This window comes from Rickettsia asiatica (assembly GCF_007989425.1).
GTDB classification, from domain to species: domain Bacteria; phylum Pseudomonadota; class Alphaproteobacteria; order Rickettsiales; family Rickettsiaceae; genus Rickettsia; species Rickettsia helvetica.
This window is the reverse complement of record NZ_AP019563.1, coordinates 1,035,468-1,057,056: the sequence shown is the minus strand read 5'-3', so window position 1 is coordinate 1,057,056 and position 21,589 is coordinate 1,035,468. Positions and strand designations below refer to the sequence as shown.

Below are 21,589 nucleotides of genomic sequence, written 5' to 3'. Positions count from 1 at the left end.
AAAATAAGTTTGAGTTTTTTAAAATAGTCCTCTTGCATAACTTGCTTCTAAAGGTAATTTATACGTCAATCCGGTGCTCGAATCCTCACGTACTAAAATGTACGCTGCGGTTCTGCGTTCCGTGTTTCCTTCAAATTCCTCTTTATTAGCTGCGTTATGCAAGAGGACTAATGTTAAATAATACTAAAGTACCTCATAATTTGCACTAATTATTTTAAATACATTAAAATATTAATAATTAATTGACATTTTGTTAATAATACTGTATTATAACAACTTCAAGAAAATTAACAAAATCTTAGTAAATTTTTTAATAAATAAAGGGGATAATATGCTATCTAAAAATTACAATTTTGTTTTTACTAAAGTTGCTAAAGAAAGAAAAGAAGAGTTAAAAGAAATTATAGATTGTATAGAAAATGTGATTGGAGATTTTACTCCTATACTCCAGCTTATTACGGATGCGGCAAAAGCAGGAATTAATACTATAGAATTTGCAGGTGATGTAGGTGATGAGCCGCAATATCTTAGTACTAAACAATTTGGTGCTTGTTGTAGATTGCTAGCAAAAAAAATTATTGATGCAGACATGAGTGATGTAACCAAAGTTTTTCATAGCATTTTATTTGAGTTAGGAAATGCTGTAAATACTGAAGTACAAAGTATGGAGTATAGAAAATATGAAAATGCAGATGAATATGCCGATAATACGGAAAAAGCTGAATTTCTTACTACTCATAATACACGAAAACTAATTGTAGAATTTATGCAATCCAAGCCAGAAGCTATAAAGGAAATATTGAAACAAATAAACACTTCAGAAAATTATCAAGATATCTTAGAAGAAAGCAAAGAGGTAGCAAATTGGCGTTTTGAAGACTACCAAATTAAGGGTGGAAAAGAATATGAAGAACATAGAAATAGTTATTCCGAAGGTTGGTTTAGGTGGAAAAATTCTACCTCTGAAATTGAGTTTGAAGAACTCTTGTCTAAACTAAAAAAAAGTTACTATCCTGAAATATATGAAGGTAAGAAGTTAGAAACTCTAAGAATGCTTTTTAAGCAACCTTCTATGAAAGATTTATTAAAAACTGATATTCTTTTTAAAACAGCTATAGCTATGGATGATAATAAATTAGCTATCCTTGATGAATTATTCAATGAAAATATAGCAGAAATAAGTATTAGTAATTTTGCAAATGGAGATAAGAAGTTATCTTCTATCCAAAGCCATAAACTTAATGAAATGATTTTTAAATATCCTTCAATTATGTTAGGTACTAACGCTTTCTCTCATGCTCTAAAAGCTAACGATAAGGAATTGATTAAGGTAATACTTAATGATTCAACATTGAAGATTAGTGCTAATTCTTTAGGTCCTATTTGTAATATAGGAGACCCAGAGATTGTTGATATGTGTCTTGAGAGACTAGACAAGATAAGCATGAGGGATCATTTTGGATTTAGTTTTTATGAGCCATGGAAAAAATGGAACAAGGATATTCTCAATAAAGTACTTAGTCATCCTAAAAATGTAGAAAACGAATTTTATTTAAGAATGGTGCTTGACAATGGGGATTCAGAGACTATTGATAAAGTATTTATGCGTTCCTCTGTTAAGGAAGCAAAGGAAAGTCTTTTTAGTAAGGCTCTTGAACAAGGCTATTTAAAATATATTGAAAAGCTTACTCCATATATGCCTAAAAAAAGCGAGTATATGGAAATAGCAAATAGCACAGGTGAGCTTGAGGTTATTGAAATAATATCTAAGCATTTACAATCGCCGTTTGATGTTAGTATTGAGCCTCATCAGGAGAGTAGTAATATTTTATGTCCAGATATTAATGAGTATATAAATGCAATTCATCTAATAGGTGATCAGTCATAATAAAGTATAGCTGTTCAATTTCAATGCTACCAATAAGACCATTTCAATATTTGCTTATAATATTTTTATAAATTTATAGAGATATTATAATGGATAGGTTATATAAAAAGCAAGTTGAAGAATATCTAACAAATTACGGTAAGGCTTGTATTTATAAGCGGAGCAAGACAAGTAGGAAAAACTACAATATCAAAACAAGTAATTAAGCCTAATCCTAATTCAATTTACCTAAATTGGGATTATCTAGAAGATAGAAATAAAATCTTAAATAAACACACAGAACTTTTTGAAAATCTACTTTCTACTATACCCGATAAGAAACCGTGCTTAATATTAGATGAAATTCATAAATATAAAGATTGGAAAAATCTTGTAAAAGGATTTTATGATAAATTCGGAGAAAATATTGAATTTATTATAACAGGTAGTGCCAAATTAAATATATACAAAAAAGGCGGCGATAGCCTAATGGGGCGTTATATAAATTTAACCGTGCATCCGTTATCGGTATCTGAAATAGCTAAAAATTTTGATAATAACATTGATTATATAAAAAGCCCAAAAAATATCACTATAGATGAATTTGAAGCTCTAATAAATTTTGGAGGATTTGCAGAAAGCTATTTAAAAGCAACTGCTCAATTTCATAGAATATGGAGTAATCAAAGATTCGAGCAATTATTTAGAGAAGATATAAGAAATACTGAAGATATCAATAATATTTATGCATTAGAATTGCTTGCTAGCATTATAAACGAACAAGCCGGTTCATTAATAAGCTATACAAATCTTGCTAACAAAGTTAGGGTTTCAGACCAAACAATAAGAAGATGGCTCTCTTTGCTAGAAAAACATTATTATTGTTTTGCGATCAAACCTTGGTCTAAAAATGTTGTAAAAAGCTTAATAAAAGAGCCTAAATATTACCTTTGGGATTGGTCGCAAATAAAAGATATAGGAGCGAGGTTTGAAAATCTTATAGCTTCTCACCTTTTAAAAGCCGTATATTTTTGGAACGAAACAGGGCTTGGTGATTTTGGTTTATACTATCTTCGTGATAAACAAAAACGTGAAGTCGATTTAGTAATAACAAAAGATAACCAACCTTGGATTTTAGTGGAAGCACAAGTAAGTGACTCAGCCGTTTCTTCAAACTTAAAATATTTCCATGAATTACTTAAACCTGAGTTTAGTTTTCAAGTAATTCAAAATAAACAAGCTATTTCTACCTCTTGCTTTGATAAATCGGGTTTATGGATAGTACCGGCTATTACTTTCTGATCTCAACTTATTTAATACGAATTTTTGTAAAAAAGGTAATCTGGTTAAACGTATAAAGAAATTGTCTTTGTTTACATATGTAAATCATATGACTATTTCGTTGCTTATATCGAAAGAGTCATTACCAATTCGACATTTAATTATAAGCTGTATCCTCGCACATACCAATAAATGTAGCTGAATTGATTATATTCACTTTATCTTCTAGCGGTCCGAGTGGCTGAGCCGGTTTTAACAATTCCGGCGTTAATATAAATTTGGTTTTTTTCTCGATATTCGATAAAAAAGGTAAATGTAAGCTATGAGGGCTGTATATTATTGCATATTTATCCCATTCTAGATATTGTCTATTCAAATGCTCTTTATATTCAGATGGGCCATATACTTCTATACTACCAAATTTATATTTTTTTAAAGGGTATAGCTCATAATCATAAAAAAAATCATTTGGATATTTATTACGCATACTGTGATTAAAATGAACAAATTTATCATTTTCTTTATGAAATACGAAAATATCTAAGCATCTTCCTCCACAAATTACATAAATTTTATTATGTTTAACACAATATCCTAATTGTTCAAATTGCGGCAATATTTGCTGTAGGCGTATTTCGTCTTCATGCATAATACCAATATCTAAATCATCGTCAAAAGGAATTATGCCTTGATGTCTAACGGCTCCAAGCAGAGTGCCGCCTTCTATCCAATAATTAATATTATTCTTACCAAGTAGCTCATGAGTATCTTTCATTAGCTGATAAAGGCTAAGTGCTGTTTTCTCACTAATTCTATATCTCTTTACTTGTTCATCGCTTAAGAATACATATCGCCAATTATGTTCTAGTAGATAAGCATAACACAATATACCGACGAAAATAGTAAGAATTAAGCGTAAAATATTTTTAAAGGATAATATCGACTTTAATTTTATCACCTTGAACCTTAAATTACATTTTCCCTGCTGATATAATATTTTTTTTAATTTGTTTAAAACAACCGGCTATTACTTCTTTATCTCAATTTGTTTAAAAACTTATTCTATCCTCTAAAGGACTAAAAGGCTGAGCCGGTTTTAACAATTCCGGCGTTAATATAAATTTGGTTTTTTTCTCGATATTCGATAAAAAAGGTAAATGTAAGCTATGGGAATGCTCTATCACTGCATACTTATCCCATTCCGGATATTGCCTATTTAGATTTCCTATAGGATCAGCGGGACCGTAAACCTCTATACTACCGAATTTATATTTTTTTAAAGGATATAATTCATTATCATAAAATGAACTCTTTGGATACTTATCGCGAGCCGCTAAATTAGTATATATAAATTTGTTTTGTTCTTTATGAAAAATGAAAATATCTAAACAAGCTTTTTTGCATATATTATAAGCTCTCTCGTAGGAAACAGTATAACCTAGTTGTTCAAATTGTGGTAATATTTGCTGCAGAAAGATTTCGTCTTCATGCATAATACCAATATCTAAATCATCGTCAAAAGGAATTATGCCTTGATGTCTAACGGCTCCAAGCAGAGTGCCGCCTTCTATCCAATAATTAATATTATTCTTACCAAGTAGCTCATGAGTGTCTTTCATTAGCTGATAAAGGGCCATAGCTTTTTTCTCGCTAATCCTGTATTTTTTTACTTGTTCATCACTTAAGGTTACATATCGCCAGTCATGTTCTAATATATAAGCATAAAAAAATATACCGGCAAATATAAGTAATATTAAACCTGTAATATTTTTAAAGAATAACATTGACTTTAATTTTATCATCTTTCATCTCAAATTGTATTGCTTCTGCCGATGTGACGTTTTTTAAATCTTCTGCTAATTCTGCAGATAATACTATGCCGCTAACTTCAAGCAATTTTATTGGAGCTTTTATAGATAGATTCTTCTCAGCTTTGAATTTTCTGACGATATCTAGTATTTCAAGCAGCCCTTCTGCTCCTTTTGCATCGATTTCATAGTTTAAGTCACCATAATTAATCCAGTTACCTTTAACGTGAATAGAATTTTCACTATATAATATTTGGTATAATTCTTCGGTAATATGCGGCATGAAAGGTGCAAATAGTTTTAGTAACGTTTGCATAACATGATATAAAGTTAATATGCTACTATATTGTCCTTGTGGATTTTTGTTTTTCTCGTCATAGCTTCTTGTTTTGCTTATTTCTAAATAATTATCACAAAATACCGCCCAAAAAAACTTTTCCGTCAGATGCATAGCATTTGCATATTCATAGTTTTGTAACTCATTTTTTGCCGTATTAACTAATTCCACTAGTTTATTAATCATCCACTGATCAAATTCGTTAGTGATTTTTTCTTTAATATCTAAAAGCTTTGTTTTTTTATCTTCACCTTTCAGTTTATCAAAATGTATAGAAACAAATTTAGCAGCATTCCATAGCTTGTTAACAAGCCTTTTGCCGTTTTTCATAACGTCTTCAGAATAGGCGGTATCAGCACCTAGCTTTGAATTTGCTGACCAATAACGTATTACGTCGGAACCGTATTGTTCTAGCAGTGTTTCAGGAACTAAAACATTGTCCTTAGATTTTGACATTTTACTTCGATCTTCAGCTAAACACCAACCGCTTACCATGATGTTTTTCCACGGTAGAGTATTTTGGTGTAAATGAGCTTTTAAGATAGTATAAAATGCCCAAGTTCTGATAATTTCGTGTGCTTGAGGTCTTAAATCCATCGGAAATAATTTATCGTGTCTATCTTTATTCACAGCGAAATCATCAGAAATGCCATGAGTAGAAAGTTGAGGTGAAACGGAACTTGTTGCCCAAGTATCCATAACGTCCAAATCAGGTTCTACTTCTTCCTTACTATAACCTATAGGTAAATCTTTTAACGGATCGACAGGTAGCTGCGAAATATCGGCATATAAAATCTTACCTTCCTCACCGACTCTTTTAGAGTACCAAACAGGAAATGGTACACCGAAATAACGTTGCCTACTTATGCACCAATCCCAGCTAATGGCATTAATCCAATTCTCTAAGCGAATTTTCATATTGTTAGGACGCCAGTTTAACTCGTTTGCTCTGTTAAGTAATGCTTCTTTATGTGATATCGTTTTAACGAACCATTGCGGGACGGTTAAAATTTCAAGCGGTGAACCTGACCTCTCGGCACATTTAACGGTATGAGTTATTTCTTCTTGTTTAATAAGCAACTCTTGTTCTTTTAAAATATCTATTATTTTTGTTCGAGCTTCTTTAATTTTCAATCCGTCTATAGAAGTTGCATGTTGGAAGTCTATTGTACCTTTTTTAGTGATAATTGTTTTTAAAGGTAGATTATGTGTCTTCCACCAAGTAATATCCGTTTGATCGCCAAACGTACAGCACATTACCAGCCCCGTACCTTTATCTTGTTGTACTAAAGGATCAGCAAGCATTGGAACTTTCTCATTAAAAAGCGGGATTATAGCTGATTTACCTGCTAGATGCTTATAACGTCTATCGTCAGGGTGATAAAATACGGCTACGCAAGCCGGTAATAATTCAGGTCTTGTAGTTGCTATAGTAAGCGGTTCTCCTTGCTTGGTTTTAAACGTAATATAATTCATGAAAGAGGTTTTTTCCTTATCCTCAATATCGGCTTGGGCAAGAGCTGTACCATCTACTGGATCCCATAAAATCGGTTGATTAGCACGATAAACTTCCTCTTTTTGTACTAAATCAAGAAAAGACATTTGCGATATTTTTCGTGATAACGGACTGATAGTTTGGTACTCTAAACTCCAATCAACCGATAAAGCTATTTGGTTAAATAGACTTCTAAATTTTTCTTCTTCACTTGCTACTACCTCTTCGCAAATTTTTATAAACTCGTCTCTTCCCGTATTATAAGCTTTGATCTGTTTCTGCTTTTCAACAAGTCTCTCGGTCGGTAGCCCGTTATCGTCAAAACCCATAGGGTAAAAGATATTTTTACCGATCATACGCTGGAAGCGTACAATAAAATCTGTTTGTGTATAGCTGTAAACATGCCCGATATGTAGTTGTCCTGAAACAGTCGGAGGCGGTGTATCTACTATAAATGTTTCTTCTTTTGAAATATTTGGATCATACGCATAAATTTGCTGCTCTTGCCAAATTTGCTGCCATTTTTTTTCATTTTCGGTAAAATTATAATTTTTTGGAAATTCTTTCATAGATTTTGTAGTTGATTCAAGAATGTTATTATAAAGGTTATATGTGATTATGACAATATATGCTTTTCTTTAGGAGGATATGGATATTTAGGATTTGTGCAAGTGGTGCTTGCACGATTAATTACTTTTTACAATTGAGCGAACAAAAGTTTCTTGAAGACCTGTAATTTTGGCAATAACAGGAATTTTAAAGTCCTGAGTGAACATTTCTTTTGCTATAATTACTGCCTTATTATGTTCACCTTTAGCTTTGCCTATTGCGATGCCTTTTTCCATTCCTTCATCTATATATTTTTCAGCTACTGTTCTCATAATATTATCCTTATCTTTAGATGATAAATGCTTAGTAAATACTTGTACTAATTCCGGTTGTTTTTGTTCTGATAATTTTGCGTCAGTGTACCACAAGAATGACCTAAGGTAAATATAACCTTTTTCTTGACGATTTCATCATTTGACATAGCTTGCAAATCTACTAACTGATAATCTTCCGTCATTAATTTCTTTGCCATCACACTATCAGTAAATAAACTCCACAGATTTCTTGGAGCATTATAAATTTCTTTACAGTTGTAAATAACTAAATTATAAACTAGCGGCAATTTATTTCTTTCTTATGTCTTTCACATAATAATAGCGTATATTTCCATAGCCGCAAAGCCATCCAATAATCAATTGTTGATTGGGCCTCTATTAATATATAAACAAATGCCACTTCTTTACTCTTGGTGCTAATTTTATATACTATAATCACTATATTTCTTGTTTAAAGATTCTTCTATGTAGCTTTCTTGTTCTACCGTTATTTTTGATAAATCTACTAGCTTCTTAAAATCGCTAGGCAAATAATATTCTAAAAACTCCTCAGCTGCTACCAGATCAGTCATTATTATTTTTACTAATGAATCATGTTTTAATTTTTTGACCATAAAATATTTAGTAGCTTTATCTCGTAGCGTATTTTATAAATTATATAGTATCTATTAGAAAAAATTTTAACCATTAATTAAAAATTAACTTTATTAACAGTCCTATAATTAAATCTTATTTAATAAAAATTCTATGAATACACATATTATTACCTCTGAATATTTAGAATTTGTAGAGCAATTAAAAATTCGAGTATCTGAAAGTCGTTATAAAGCTGCAAGGTCAGTAAATAACGAGCTAATAAAGCTCTATCATCATATAGGTAATGAAATTCTTAAACGACAAGAAAAATATGGCTGGGGTGCTAAAGTAATAGATAATTTAAGCCGTGATCTACATTTTGCATTTCCTAAAATGAAAGGATTTAGCAACAGAAATCTTAAATATATGAGACGTTTTGCTGAAGAGTATAGGGATTTAGAAATTGTGCAGCAGGTTGCTGCACAATTGCCATGGTTTCATATAGTTCTGTTACTAGATAAAGTAAAAGATAGAAAACACCAAATCTTTTATATGAAAAAAACTGTTGAACATGGTTGGTCACGTAGTGTACTTAAACTATGCAAATCGAACTTGAGTTACATAAAAGGCAAGGACAAGCAATAACAAACTTTCAAAGTAAACTAGCTTCTCCTTAATCTGATTTAGCTCATTATACACTTAAAGACCCTTATATTTTTGATTTTTTAAGTGTAGGGAATGAAGCACAGGAAAGGGAAGTAGAAAAAGGATTAACTGAACATATAGAAAAATTTTTAATTGAACTTAGAGCAGGTTTTGCTTTTGTTGGCAGACAATATCATTTAGAAGTGGGAGAGCAAGACTTCTATATTGATGTATTAATTCTATCATTTAAAACTTCGTTGTTTTGTAGTAATTGAGCTTAAAGATAAGGATTTTAAACCGGAATATGCCGGTAAAATGAATTTTTATTTATCGGTTGTAGATGATCTTTAAAGCATCCAAACGATAATCCTTCTATAGGGTTAATTTTATGCAAATCAAAGAATAATGTACTTGCTGAATATGCATTACGTGATATAAGTAAACCTATTGGACTTGCAGAGTACAAAATAACTGAAAATTTACCTAAAGAGATAAAAAATGAACTCCCAACCATTGAGGAATTAGAAGCAGAACTCGCTAAAGAATTAATAAGAAAATAGAAATGCTAAACAAACTGTTACTTACTTTAAAATTAATGCGTGCAGATAAGCCGGTAGCTTATTTGCTGGTTTTTTTCCCTGCTTCATTTGGATTATTGCTTGCAAATCCTTCTAACACGGAATTAGCTCATTTATTACCGTTATTTATTTTAGGTAGCATAACGACAAGGAGTAGCGGATGTATTATTAACGATATATTTGATCGGAAATTTGATAAGCATGTCGTAAGAACTAAAGATCGACCTTTAGCAAGCGGTGCTTTACCTGTCTTTTATGCTATTTTTATACTCTTTATTCTTAGCGTTATCTCACTTTATATTTTGCTACTTTTAAGTAAAACAGCCATATATACGGGTTTTTTTACTGTAATAATGATTAGCCTATACCCGTTAATGAAACGTATTACTTATTTCCCGCAAATATTGATGGGATTTACTTTTAAGCTAGGGGCATTAATAGCATATGCGGCAGTTCAGGATAAACTTGATATGGCAGCGATTATTATGTATTTAGCATGCTGCTTTTGGGCAACCGGCTATGATACGATTTACGGATATATGGATATAAAAGATGATAAGAAAATAGGAGTGAAATCTTTAAGCATATATTTAGAGAACAAGCATCCTAAGTTTTGGCTTTATATATGTTATATAGGTTTTATATTGTTATTTATTTTATCAATAAAGATAGCTAATCATAATATCGACTACCTACCTATTGTAACTGCTTTAATTCTGTTGGTATTGCAAGTAGCAACTCTTGATATTGAGAACCCTGTTGATTGCATGACAAGGTTCAGAGCAAATAATTATGTCGGGGTACTTTTAGGCTTAGCATTTTGTTAAGTTTTTACTCTCACAGCCCATAGTGTTACCATCGAGATTGCAGTTATATAAACTGCAATTGATAAAGAGTTACCTGTTACATGCCATAGTATTAGGCAGATTGACGGGGTAAGACGTCCGATTAATGAAGAGCCTATACTACTGCCGATACCTACTAACATATATTTATCGGCAGTTTTGAATAGATCATTTAACCAGCAATTTAAAGGTGCTAAGAAGCCGACACCAAGTATTATAATCCAAATACGCATAAAATTAACATACCATATAGACGAATTATTCAAGAACAGCCATAAAGGAATTATGCTTAAGCTCATTATAATAAGAGTACCCTTTAATATTTTAAGGTAATGGAATTTTTTTGTTAGATGGCCAATTATCGGAATTATCACCATATCAAAAATCAGAAACTCGGTATTAAATTTCATCATTGTTTCGAGTGATATATCAGTGATAAGCGGAATAAAGCTGTTCATAAATACAAAAGGTACAATGTAGGTCATATATGAGAAACCTACGGCAAAACTAATACGTAAGATACTTAGTTTACTGTTCCAAATTGTAACGAGATCATGTAAAAATGTCATTTTTTTAATTACTGGATTCCCGCGAAAGTGGGAATGACATAGAGGAGTGGAGGCATGGCATATAATATCCTCGCTCTTCCTTAAAAAATAACCTACAAGAGACGTAAAACCGCTGAATATAAAACATAACCGCCAATATTCATTATACTCTACATTTAAAATTATAGTGCTGATAAATGAAGCAAGAATAATACCGACCATAGTAGAAGTTTGATAAAGGTAAGAAACTTTAAATGCTTTTGTTTCGGTTTTATTCTCTAGAATATATAATTTAGCAATAGCACATTCACCCTCGGAATATACTCCTTGCAATGTTCTAAGCACAACTAATAATAGCGGTGCAAGCCAACCTATTTGGGTATGAGAAGGTATTAGACCGATTAGGCTAGTTGTTAAAGCAACTCCAATCAAAGAGTGAGATAAAGCAAAAACCCCGCCGTATCTTTTAGCAATAACACCGAAAAAATAAGAACCGATTGGACGTGTAAATAAAGAGGTAGCAAGAACACTATAAGTAAGTATTAAGGCGACGACTTTATCATGATTTGGAAAGAATATGCTTGCAAGTAGAGGGGCTAGAAACCCATAAAGTGCGGTATCAAAATGATCCATCGCATTACCAATTAGGATAGAAATATCCCTTTTGCTTAACGAATTATTCATATATTAATAATTTAAAATTTATAATGGATTATAAGTATGTAATCTTCCTTGTAAATATTTTTTTAAGAGATATGATTATAAAGTTATAGCTTAAAGTAATTATAATTAATGAATAATTTGAAACAAGGAAAGTTTATTACATTTGAGGGAGGAGAGGGAATCGGCAAATCTACCCAATCTCAAATGCTCTATGAATATTTAAAATCTCAAAATACTCCCGTTATTTTAACTCGTGAAGTCGGCGGTACCTTAGTCGCCGAAAAAATGCGTGAAATTCTAGTACATGAAGAATTACTACCCATGTCCGAGCTTTTACAAGCTATGGCAGCACGTTATGATCATATGGCACGGAAAATTATACCGGCTCTGCAAGAGGGACATATTGTAATATGTGATAGGTTTATTGACTCAACGGCATGTTATCAAGGATTAGAGCTAGAAAACGGCATAGATTTAGTTTATAATCTGCACAAAACTTTAATGCCTCCTCTTATGCCGGATATTACGTTCTTTATTGACGTAGGGCTGAATACTGCTATTAAGAGAGTAAATTTACGAAATATGAGCAATAAATTTGACATAAGAGGTATAGATTTTTTTATAAAAATCTATGATTGCTTTAAAGAATTAAGTAATAGATTTCCTGAGAGAATAAAAACAATTAAAGCTTCAGATTTAAATCCGCTTGAAGTACATGAGTTAATAAAAAAGCATTTATGAAGAATACTTACTATATCACAACCCCTATATATTACGTTAACGATGTTCCTCATATCGGTCATGCTTATACTAGCGTTGCAAGTGACGTAATCGCCCGTTTCATGCGTCTTAGCGGTTTCGATGTAATGTTTTTAACAGGTACTGACGAACATGGGCAGAAAGTAGAAAAAGCAGCTATGAATAAAAATATTGACCCACAAAAATTTACCGATCAGACATCGGAAAGTTTTCGTCATCTGATGACTGCTATACATATTTCCAATGATGATTTTATCAGAACAACGGAGAACAGGCATAAAGAAGCTGTAGCTGTTTTTTGGCAGAAATTACTAGATAACGGCACTATTTATGAGGGTTTTTATGAAGGATGGTATGCAGTGCGAGATGAGGCTTTTTTTGATGAGTCGGAACTTACGAGTGACGGTTTAGCACCGACGGGAGCACCTGTTGAATGGGTTAAAGAACCAAGCTATTTCTTTAATCTTTCAAAATGGCAAGATAAATTACTTGAGTTTTATGAAGCAAACCCTGATTTTATTAGACCTATATCAAGGCGTAACGAAGTAATTAGCTTTGTTAAATCAGGTCTAAAAGATTTATCGGTATCGCGTACTACTTTTAACTGGGGAATAAAAGTTCCAAATGATGCAAAACATGTGATTTATGTTTGGCTTGATGCACTGGCTAATTATATTTCGGCACTCGGTTATCATGATGAACAAAGTAATTACGGTAAGTTTTGGCCAGCTGATTTACATGTAGTAGGTAAAGATATCTTACGTTTTCATGCCGTTTATTGGCCTGCTTTCTTAATGGCTGCTGAAATTCCATTGCCGAAGACAATTATGGCTCATGGTTGGTGGACGAATGAGGGGCAGAAAATCTCTAAATCTCTTGGTAATACCATTGATCCGATTAAGTTAATTAATGAATTCGGCGTTGATCAAGTTAGGTATTTTCTGATGCGTGAAGTAACTTTTGGTGCGGACGGTAATTTTGCTCGTAGTAATTTAATTACTCGTATTAATAGCGAGCTATCAAACAAGATAGGTAATTTATTACAGCGTACTACATCTTTTATTTATAAAAATAATGACGGCAAAGTGCCGCTACTTATGCAAGATATCATAGATAAAATATATGAGCTACCGATTTTAAAAACCGCAATTAAATTTACCGAGCAGAATATTTTGTTGATGGAAAAAATAGAGATTAATAAAATTCTTGAAAATATTATTAATTTGGCCGAAGAGGCAAATATCTATATTGATAGCGAAGCACCTTGGAATTTGAAAAAAACCGATCCTGATAAGATGTTAGAGGTGTTATACGCTTTACTAGAGGTTTTACGCTATATTGCTATAATGCTTCAACCTTTTGTGCCGAGTTCAGCAAACAAAATGCTAGATCAGTTAGGGGTAAATAAAGAAGAACGTCTATTTAAGCATTTAATACGTGATTATACTTTAACGGCGGGTAGCAATATTTTAGAACCTACCATAATATTTCCAAGAGCAGAAGATGCTTAGTGTTCTGTCATCCCGCGATCAAGTCGCGGGATGACAGAGTAGGTTTTACCGATCCACGCAAGCAAGCCTTTCGCGGGAATGACATAGAATACGCTTAACTTAGGCACAAATACTAAAAATATGAATAATAATATTTTGATAGATTCACATTGTCATCTTAATTTACTTAGTAACTTGTCATCTCGCGACTCGATCGTGGGATCCAGTAAAAATATTAAAACAACTAATATTAGTTGTTTTCTGGATACCGTGGTCAAGCCATGGTATGACACAGTGCTTTTAGATTCTATCATTCAAAGAGCGTTAGAAAATAATGTGCAGTATATGCAAACTATCTGCACTAAGCTTGAAGATGTCCCGATTGTTTTAGAAATAGCCGAAAAATATGAAAATGTTTTTGCGAGTGTTGGGGTGCATCCTTGTGAAGTGAATTCTTCTATTAGTCATTGCGAAGCACTGCAAGTGCTGTGGCAATCTCAGGAAGCTTGGACAAGATTGCCACGTCAAGACTACGTTTTTCCTCGCAATGACGCTGAGGCAATTATTATGCTAACCCAGCATCCGAAAATTATCGGAATCGGTGAAACGGGGCTTGATTATTATCATCAGCCTTACGATAAAAAATTACAAAAAGATTCACTAGTAGCACATATACATGCAGCGTCTAGTACATGCCTGCCTGTTATTGTTCATACAAGAGAAGCAGACGAAGATACTATTGACATTTTAACCTCAGAAATGCGTAACAGCAAATTTCTAGGTTTAATACATTGCTTTACCTCTTCAAAAAATCTAGCGGCAAAAATGCTAGATATCGGCTTATATATTTCAATTTCCGGTATTATTACTTTCAAGAATGCAACCGATTTGCAGGAAATAGTTAAATATATACCGCTTGATAGGTTATTAATAGAAACCGACACTCCTTACTTAGCTCCTACTCCTATGCGAGGCAAACAAAACGAACCGGCATTTGTTAGGTATGTCGCCGAAAAAGTTGCCGAACTCAAAAATATTACCTCTAAAGAAGTAGCAAATGTGACTACTCATAACTTTAACACGTTATTTTCTAAATTTGAAAAATATATAAATAATACTTTATAAAAACATCAAGTTTGATAATTTAAAGTTGAAATTTTTAAAATAATATGTATATTTTATAGTATTTCAATTATTAGTATATTTGATATGGAATTTAATCGCAAAAATGCCATCATTGGTTTTTTAAAAGAACATGAAGATCAGAAATTTACTCCCTACAAAATAGCAGAATGGCTTGTCGAAAATTATCCTGAAGAAGCCAGATGTAAAGCGGCGGCAAGTAGAAATAAGAGGATAATAGCAGCAAGAACTCAAGAAGAAAAAATTAAGGAAGTTATAAAGGCTTATGCAGGTGAAATTAGTAGAGGTAGGTTTAATGAGTGGAAATCAAAGCCTAATATTAGAATAGAGTCAGAACCTCAAGTAAGGTTGTACTATAATCAAAATCCTGATTATCAAATTAATAATGAACAAGTAACAAACCTTAAAAATAAAGTAAGCAAAGAAAATGATATAACTGAAGAAGAAGCATATGAAAAACCTGAATTTAATATTCTTGAAACAATTATTGATGATAAAACCTATAACATTAATGAAAAAGTTATACTAAAAAAGCCTTTTTGTGAACTAAGGCATTTTCAGAAAATAGGTTTTAAAAAAGAACTACCTAAATTATTAATAGTAGCACCCATGGTGGGACATCACGCTACACTACTTCGATCAACCGTACAAGCATTATTACCGTATACCGATATTTATATATTACAGATTGGACGGAAGCTAGTTATGTGTCGCTTGAAGCAGGGCATTTTGATATGGATGATTATATTGATTACGTAATGGAGTTTATCAATTTTATAGGATCAAATGTTCACACTATGGCAGTTTGCCAACCTACCGTTCCACTGCTTGCCACCATTAGCTTAATGTCGGAGAGTAATAGTCCAAATGTGCTGAGTTCGATGATTTTGATGAGCGGTCCTATAGATGCTAGAAAAAATCCCACGGCAGTTAATGAATTCGCTCAAAGTAAAAGTTTAGAATGGTTCTGCAAAATGGTTACAATGCAAGTGCCGCCAAACTATCCCGGACATGGAAGAAAAGTATATCCTGGATTCCTCCAACTTGCCGGCTTTATGAGTTTAAACTTATTCCGTCATATAGATTCACATTTAGAATTATGGCAAAGTTTATTAAATTCTGATTATAAAAAAGCCGATCATACTATTAAATTTTATGATGAGTATTTAGCAGATATGGATATGCCGGTAGAGTTTTACTTACAAACTATAGATGAAGTATTCCAACAATTTTCGTTAGCAAGAGGTAAATTAGTTTCTGAGAAGCATCCGATTGATTTAAAACATATTACTAAATGTGCTTTACTTGGTATTGAAGGGGAATTAGATGATATTGCAGCGGTAGGGCAAACAAAAGCTGCTTTAAAACTTTGTTCAAATATACCTGAATCAATGAAAAGATACCATTTATAAAAAGGGGCAGGGCATTACGGGGTATTTAGCGGAAGTAAATTTAAACAGTTTATAGTGCCTATTATCAAAGATTTTATCTATGATTTTGATAAAACTAATTTCAAGCAATCTAAACTTAAGGCAGTATAAAAATAGTCATTGCGAGCGGACCTTGTTGTGCGGATCAGTCTGTCATCCTAGCTAATTTGATCAGTATTGTTGCATGGCTCGGAAAATGCCCTTAATGTCATTCCCGCCGTTGCTGGAATGATATAGCAGCCATGCAATAAGACCATAATTAAAGGAGAAGTGTGGTAATCTAATATTCAACTCTTATTAGTGCTTTGAGTTTCTTGTTGTTGCTGTTGTTTGTATTCTTCCGCTTTTTCTTCTATGTAATTAAAAAAGAAATAAGTAAAAGTTAAAAAACCAGTCAAAATAATGCCAAATATTATTAGTATTGCTTTAAGTTGCGTCCGTGAATCTTCTGCTTTTAATCTTTTCTCCTCTTCATCTGTGTCTTCATCATTTTTGAACTCAGATATTATTATTTGTTCTTCTGTAGTATTTTCCATGTTGTAACTCAACTAAAATGAACCTCTTGATTACTAAGTTGTTCCTATAACTTACAGATTTTTGAAGTTTATAAGATTAGCTATATTTTAATGATGAGGTTTAAACCTCATAAAAATAGGATATATAAGCAATAATGCTATGTCAATAGCCTTGAATATTAGCGGTAAATTATGTAATAATATGTGTTCAACCAAGGTTATAATATAATTATTATAATTTAGGTCTCCTAATATTGAAGTATTTAAAGGATCGGGGCAAGCAGCTGACAATATAGCATCATCAAAAGTGATATCAGATCGTCCTATATAATTTTGAATAAAATTATTAGCGGTGGACTCAAGAATTTCGTATTTTGTAGGAGATAAATTAAAAATTTTTATACAATTTTCATTTCCTAGATTCTTTCCAATTAATGTTAATAAATTTGCAGTATATTCATCTTTTTTAATGTATGAACCAATAACCTTTGAGTAACCAGTTTTTTGTATCTTTCAGCAAGAACGCGGCACGCTTCACCGTCTCTTTGTTGTATAATATCTGATTTAAAGCTTTCAATTATTTTGCTTACTCCTGCTATAGAAAGAGGTAGTGGTAAAAAGATCTTTTTATTATCTTCCCAGTTCTTCTATAAGTGCTTTAAATCTTCTGCTTTCATGAGAGTTTTTGCCAGAATTAAAGTCCTATCTATATTATTCTTCTTAGAATTATTATCATATTGATTCATTGTAATTTTGCTCTATTTTCATTACTAATTCTTTGATTTCATTATAAGCCTCATCATCTATTGCTAAACTATTCTCATTTTTTACGGCAGTATTAAATGCTTTTTCTGCAATACAAAATAAATCAGGCTGAAGGTTCATTGCTAAGTTTAAGAAGAAGTTAATATCGTATACAAAAATTCCTGAATTCCAAAAATATTCATTACTTTGAAAATGTTTTTGTGTTTGCTCTAATATAGGTTTTTTAATGAAATGATCAACTAGATAAACATTTTCTGCAATTGATAATCCTGTGTTTATATAGCCATACTCGGCACTTATAACATTTATAGGAATACCTATAGTGCAAATACCGAATTCATTAACATAATGTAAAGCTTTATTTATAGTATTAAGGTAATTTATATTATCTGCTATATGATGGTCTGAAGGTAGTAACACTAAAATATCAAACCCTTGTGCTTTAGCCGATAATACCGTAATAATGGCACAAACGGCAGTATTTTTTTGTAAAGGCTCAGTAATTAATTCTATTTCTACATCTATTTCTGCTGCTTGTTCTTTAGTGATTGATTCATATTTTTTGGAAGTAATAATAGTAGGTTGTCCTAAAAATTTATTTCGGTTTAATGTTTGCTGAAGTAAAGTTAGATTACTCAATATTTTTTTAAATTGTTTCGGTTTATCCTTAGATGACAAAGGCCATAGTCTTTTACCGTTGCCTCCTGCCATAATCACCGGCTTTATTCTCATATATTTTACAACTATTAATTGAATAAGCAATAGAGAGCTTTATAAATAGTTTTAAAAATATGTCAAGTGAATTCACTATATTGACAAGTTTTACAATAAAAAGTACTTCTGCCTGAATGTTTTGTCTTGATAATAGTGCTAGAGCAGCTTAAACAACTTTGTCCCTCTCTACCGTACACCGTAAGTTGCTGGGTAAAATAGCCAGGTTTGTTATCGCCGTTTACAAAATCTTTAAGAGTAGTACCGCCGGCAGTTATAGCTTTAGTTAACACCTCTCTAATCGATTTAATTAAATTTTCTATTTCATCGTCCCTTAAATCGCTACCTAATTTATCCGGATGAATTCTAGCTAAATGAAGACTTTCAGAAGCATAAATATTACCGACTCCAACTATAACTCTATTATCCATAATCAAGTTTTTTATCGGTATTTTTCGAGTAATTAATTTGCTTTTTAAATATCCGAGTGTTAATAAATCAGAAAGGGGTTCTATTCCTAAATCATTAAAAAATTCTTTTTCTAAGAAATTAGTTTTAAAGCTATAAACCATTCCGAATCGTCTAGTATCATTGAAAATTAACTTTTCGCAGTTATTTAAATCAAAAATCACATGATCGTGTTTTTGAGTTTTATAATTAGCAGATTGCAGAGTAAATCTACCGCTCATGCCTAGATGGACTATTAAAGAATAATCATTATTAAAATCTATAATTAAATATTTTGCACGACGCCTAACATCCCGTATATTAGTATTTGAGATTTCTGTAGCTAAAAGTGGGGATAGCTTATAACGTAAATTATCTCTTTTTAACTCTACATTTTCTATAATAAGCCTGATTAGCTTATCTTTTAGGGAGTTTTTAAGAGTTTCTACTTCAGGAAGTTCCGGCATTTGATACTAATATTTATAATAAAAAACTATGAACCAAACAAATTTTGGCTTTAAAAAAGTAGATTACACTAAAAAACAAGGGTTAGTAAATAACGTTTTTTCTAATGTTGCTGATAAGTATGATTTAATGAATGACTTAATGAGTTTTGGATTACATCGCTTATGGAAAGATGAATTTATTAGGCAAATTCCAAATCTTAACTCTCATATATTAGACGTTGCTAGCGGTAGCGGTGATATTGCTTTAAAACTTGCTAAAAAAGCAAGAGATAGAGGCAATAATATTTCTCTAACTTTAAGTGACATAAATGAAGAGATGCTAAAGAATGCTAAGAAAAAAGCAATCGATCTTAATTTATTTCAGAACCTTAAATTTACTGTAGCCAGTGCCGAAGAATTACCGTTCTCGGATAATAGTTTCGATTATTATACTATAGCATTCGGCATTAGAAACGTACCTGACATTAATAAAGCTTTAAAAGAAGCTTATAGAATTCTAAAACCGATGGGTAAGTTTATATGCCTAGAGTTTTCAAAAGTAAAGGAAGGGTACTTAAAAGATTTCTATAAATTCTACTCATTTAATATTATACCGAGTATTGGTCAAATGATAGTGGGTAATAAAGAGGCATATGAATATTTGGTCGAAAGTATCGACTTGTTCCCCTCACAAGACGAGTTTAGAATAATGATTAAAGAAGCCGGTTTTGAGGAAGTCGGTTATGAAAATTTGAGCGGCGGAATAGTTGCTATTCACAGTGCATATAAAATATGATAAGTAATTTTTTTAATTTAATACGTATTTTTCGTATCATCAGTAAAAAACAAATCCTAATTGATTCAAGAAGCCCTAAATATTTCAGGTTTATCGGTTATATATTAGCTTTATTTTTTGCTCCGGTCTCGTTAATAAAAAAATCACGGGAAGATTACGGCAAACGTTTAATAGATTGTTTAAGCAATCTTGGACCTGTTTATATAAAATTCGGACAAACACTTTCGACAAGAGCCGATTTAGTGGGAGCAGAGATAGCAGATTATTTAAGGTTACTGCAAGATAAGCTACCTCCGTTTGAGAGTAGAGTGGCTAGAAAGTTGATAGCGTCATTGCGAGGAGACATTTATGTCGACGAAGCAATCTCAGCAAGCAAACAAAAGATTGCCACGCAGTCTACGACTGCTCGCAATGACGCCCTCCTTTTCTCATACTTCGACGACACCCCCATCGCTGCTGCTTCAATCTCGCAAGTATATAAAGCACGGCTAGTAACCGGTGAATATGTTGCGGTAAAAATTTTGCGTCCGGATATTCATACAAAATATAACAGAGATATTAAGCTACTATATTTTCTTGCAAAAATTATCTCAAAATTTTCTAAAGCAAAAAGGCTCAAACCGATTAAAGTAGTCGATAAATTTCATGAAACTATGAAATTTGAGCTTGATTTACGTTTAGAGGCAGCAGCAGCTTCTGAGCTTACAGATAATATGCGAAATGATATTAACGTGATAATCCCTAAAATATATTGGGATTTAACATCAGAAAATATACTAACTACCGAGTGGTTAGACGGAACTTCTATATATGATACTTCGCTACTAAAGGAAATGGGGTTAGAGCCTGCAAAAATATCTAAGGATTTTGCCGTAATGTTTTTCAATCAAGCCTATAGAGACGGATTTTTTCATGCTGATTTACATGCAGGAAATATTTTGGTAAACAAGCAAGGTAAGATAATTTTACTCGATTTCGGTATTATGGGCAGACTTAAAGAAAAAGATCGTTTAGCTGTTGCCGAAAGTTTATTTGGCTTTTTAAAACGTGATTATAAATTAGTTGCTAAAGTACATTTAAGAGCTAGCTACATCCCATCAAATACCGATTTAGATTTATTCGCTCAAAGTTGTAGAGCAGTTACCGAGCCTATAGTAGGGACGCCCACAAAAAATATTTCCATAGGTAAGCTGCTTGCACATTTATTTAAAATCACGGAAGATTTCGGCATGGAAGTACAACCGGAGTTATTGCTATTGCAAAAGACTTTAATAATGGTGGAAGGGATAGGCAGACAGTTAGACGATAATGTTAATATGTGGCAGCTCGCCGAACCTTGGATTAAAAAATGGGCAGCGAAAAATCTAAGCCCTGAAGCGAAGTTGTTACGACTGGTAAAGCATTACTTGGAAGAATTATATGATAATTTAATATTGCAAGATAACCATGACTTTAAAAATTAACAAACACTAAAAAGTAAAATTTTATAAACCTTTAAATAATTATAGTAAAATAATATTAAATTATATAAAGGTATTTAAAATGTCTAAAAGCCAAGAG

General features: G+C 32.1%; 15 protein-coding genes and 5 pseudogenes. 11 read left to right on the top strand and 9 right to left on the bottom strand.

Annotated features, from left to right (window positions below):
• Positions 1-18 precede the first annotated feature (18 nt).
• Positions 19-162 carry a palindromic element RPE1 domain-containing protein gene (locus tag RAS_RS06310; RefSeq protein ID WP_010421530.1) on the bottom strand — a complete coding sequence of 48 codons (144 nt, stop codon included), beginning with the start codon at positions 160-162 and terminating at the stop codon, positions 19-21.
• A gap of 169 nt (positions 163-331) precedes the next feature.
• On the opposite strand from RAS_RS06310, the gene RAS_RS06305 reads away from it, so the two are divergent.
• From RAS_RS06305 to RAS_RS06300, 3 genes and pseudogenes are all read left to right on the top strand, one after another.
• Positions 332-1,888, top strand: coding sequence for a hypothetical protein (locus RAS_RS06305; protein WP_147143300.1), 1,557 nt, complete (start codon positions 332-334; stop codon positions 1,886-1,888).
• A 132-nt stretch (positions 1,889-2,020) separates the two neighbouring features.
• Positions 2,021-2,347, top strand: a pseudogene (locus RAS_RS10050) (ATP-binding protein); the annotation flags it as partial.
• Positions 2,348-2,356: 9 nt separating this feature from the next.
• Positions 2,357-3,169, top strand: coding sequence for an ATP-binding protein (locus RAS_RS06300; RefSeq protein ID WP_232049192.1), 813 nt, complete (start codon positions 2,357-2,359; stop codon positions 3,167-3,169).
• A 136-nt stretch (positions 3,170-3,305) separates the two neighbouring features.
• Here RAS_RS06300 and RAS_RS06295 read toward each other — a convergent pair whose 3' ends face one another.
• From RAS_RS06295 to RAS_RS06280, 4 genes and pseudogenes are all read right to left on the bottom strand, one after another.
• Complete coding sequence (locus RAS_RS06295) at positions 3,306-4,106, bottom strand: LicD family protein (protein WP_147143297.1); 801 nt, start codon at positions 4,104-4,106, stop codon at positions 3,306-3,308.
• A gap of 91 nt (positions 4,107-4,197) precedes the next feature.
• Positions 4,198-4,950, bottom strand: coding sequence for a LicD family protein (locus RAS_RS06290; protein WP_147143294.1), 753 nt, complete (start codon positions 4,948-4,950; stop codon positions 4,198-4,200).
• Positions 4,919-7,357, bottom strand: coding sequence for a valine--tRNA ligase (locus RAS_RS06285; protein WP_147143292.1), 2,439 nt, complete (start codon positions 7,355-7,357; stop codon positions 4,919-4,921). The genes RAS_RS06290 and RAS_RS06285 overlap by 32 nt, the downstream gene beginning before the upstream one ends.
• 117 nt (positions 7,358-7,474) lie before the next feature.
• Positions 7,475-8,286, bottom strand: a pseudogene (locus RAS_RS06280) (Rpn family recombination-promoting nuclease/putative transposase).
• A gap of 133 nt (positions 8,287-8,419) precedes the next feature.
• Between RAS_RS06280 and RAS_RS10795 the strand changes: the two are divergent.
• Positions 8,420-9,453 (top strand): annotated as a pseudogene (locus RAS_RS10795) (PDDEXK nuclease domain-containing protein).
• A gap of 2 nt (positions 9,454-9,455) precedes the next feature.
• Positions 9,456-10,298, top strand: a complete 843-nt coding sequence (gene ubiA, locus RAS_RS06270) for a 4-hydroxybenzoate octaprenyltransferase (protein WP_010421541.1) — start codon at positions 9,456-9,458, stop codon at positions 10,296-10,298.
• Here ubiA and RAS_RS06265 read toward each other — a convergent pair.
• Positions 10,295-11,548 (bottom strand): MFS transporter, encoded by a 1,254-nt coding sequence (locus RAS_RS06265; protein WP_147143289.1) that lies wholly within the window; start codon positions 11,546-11,548, stop codon positions 10,295-10,297. The two genes, ubiA and RAS_RS06265, sit on opposite strands and share 4 nt — an antisense overlap.
• A 108-nt stretch (positions 11,549-11,656) precedes the next feature.
• Between RAS_RS06265 and tmk the strand changes: the two genes are divergently transcribed.
• The 4 genes and pseudogenes from tmk to phaZ all read left to right on the top strand — a co-directional run.
• A complete protein-coding gene (tmk, locus tag RAS_RS06260) occupies positions 11,657-12,268 on the top strand; it encodes a dTMP kinase (protein ID WP_147143286.1) in 612 nt (203 codons plus the stop codon).
• A complete protein-coding gene (gene metG / locus RAS_RS06255; protein ID WP_147143283.1) occupies positions 12,265-13,797 on the top strand; it encodes a methionine--tRNA ligase in 1,533 nt (510 codons plus the stop codon). The genes tmk and metG overlap by 4 nt, the downstream gene beginning before the upstream one ends.
• A gap of 132 nt (positions 13,798-13,929) precedes the next feature.
• Positions 13,930-14,901 (top strand): TatD family hydrolase, encoded by a 972-nt coding sequence (locus RAS_RS06250; protein ID WP_147144120.1) that lies wholly within the window; start codon positions 13,930-13,932, stop codon positions 14,899-14,901.
• Positions 14,902-15,369: 468 nt separating this feature from the next.
• Positions 15,370-16,460, top strand: a pseudogene (gene phaZ, locus RAS_RS06240) (polyhydroxyalkanoate depolymerase); the annotation flags it as partial.
• Between the two features lie 176 nt (positions 16,461-16,636).
• On the opposite strand, the gene RAS_RS06235 reads toward phaZ, so the two are convergent.
• The 3 genes and pseudogenes from RAS_RS06235 to mutM form a co-directional block, all read right to left on the bottom strand.
• Positions 16,637-16,885: an RP671a family tick cell line-upregulated protein gene (locus RAS_RS06235; protein ID WP_147143280.1), complete on the bottom strand. Its 249-nt coding sequence runs from the start codon at positions 16,883-16,885 to the stop codon at positions 16,637-16,639.
• A 711-nt stretch (positions 16,886-17,596) separates the two neighbouring features.
• Positions 17,597-18,355: pseudogene (locus RAS_RS10035) on the bottom strand (sugar phosphate nucleotidyltransferase); the annotation flags it as partial.
• 68 nt (positions 18,356-18,423) lie between these two features.
• The gene (mutM, locus tag RAS_RS06225; protein ID WP_147143276.1) at positions 18,424-19,254 is read right to left on the bottom strand and encodes a bifunctional DNA-formamidopyrimidine glycosylase/DNA-(apurinic or apyrimidinic site) lyase; all 831 of its coding nucleotides are present in this window, start codon (positions 19,252-19,254) and stop codon (positions 18,424-18,426) included.
• A 28-nt stretch (positions 19,255-19,282) separates the two neighbouring features.
• On the opposite strand from mutM, the gene ubiE reads away from it, so the two are divergent.
• Positions 19,283-20,029: a bifunctional demethylmenaquinone methyltransferase/2-methoxy-6-polyprenyl-1,4-benzoquinol methylase UbiE gene (ubiE, locus tag RAS_RS06220; protein WP_147143272.1), complete on the top strand. Its 747-nt coding sequence runs from the start codon at positions 19,283-19,285 to the stop codon at positions 20,027-20,029.
• The gene (ubiB, locus tag RAS_RS06215) at positions 20,026-21,492 is read left to right on the top strand and encodes a 2-polyprenylphenol 6-hydroxylase (protein ID WP_147143269.1); all 1,467 of its coding nucleotides are present in this window, start codon (positions 20,026-20,028) and stop codon (positions 21,490-21,492) included. The genes ubiE and ubiB overlap by 4 nt, the downstream gene beginning before the upstream one ends.
• Positions 21,493-21,589: the final 97 nt, after the last annotated feature.

Excerpts from the sequence above, each read along its gene's own strand:
- RAS_RS06305 (WP_147143300.1), top strand. The coding sequence starts at position 332 with ATGCTATCTAAAAATTACAATTTTGTTTTTACTAAAGTTGCTAAAGAA.
- RAS_RS06300 (WP_232049192.1), top strand. The coding sequence starts at position 2,357 with ATGGGGCGTTATATAAATTTAACCGTGCATCCGTTATCGGTATCTGAA.
- RAS_RS06290 (WP_147143294.1), bottom strand. The coding sequence starts at position 4,950 with ATGATAAAATTAAAGTCAATGTTATTCTTTAAAAATATTACAGGTTTA.
- RAS_RS06285 (WP_147143292.1), bottom strand. The coding sequence starts at position 7,357 with ATGAAAGAATTTCCAAAAAATTATAATTTTACCGAAAATGAAAAAAAA.
- ubiA (WP_010421541.1), top strand. The coding sequence starts at position 9,456 with ATGCTAAACAAACTGTTACTTACTTTAAAATTAATGCGTGCAGATAAG.
- RAS_RS06265 (WP_147143289.1), bottom strand. The coding sequence starts at position 11,548 with ATGAATAATTCGTTAAGCAAAAGGGATATTTCTATCCTAATTGGTAAT.
- tmk (WP_147143286.1), top strand. The coding sequence starts at position 11,657 with ATGAATAATTTGAAACAAGGAAAGTTTATTACATTTGAGGGAGGAGAG.
- metG (WP_147143283.1), top strand. The coding sequence starts at position 12,265 with ATGAAGAATACTTACTATATCACAACCCCTATATATTACGTTAACGAT.
- RAS_RS06235 (WP_147143280.1), bottom strand. The coding sequence starts at position 16,885 with ATGGAAAATACTACAGAAGAACAAATAATAATATCTGAGTTCAAAAAT.
- mutM (WP_147143276.1), bottom strand. The coding sequence starts at position 19,254 with ATGCCGGAACTTCCTGAAGTAGAAACTCTTAAAAACTCCCTAAAAGAT.
- ubiE (WP_147143272.1), top strand. The coding sequence starts at position 19,283 with ATGAACCAAACAAATTTTGGCTTTAAAAAAGTAGATTACACTAAAAAA.
- ubiB (WP_147143269.1), top strand. The coding sequence starts at position 20,026 with ATGATAAGTAATTTTTTTAATTTAATACGTATTTTTCGTATCATCAGT.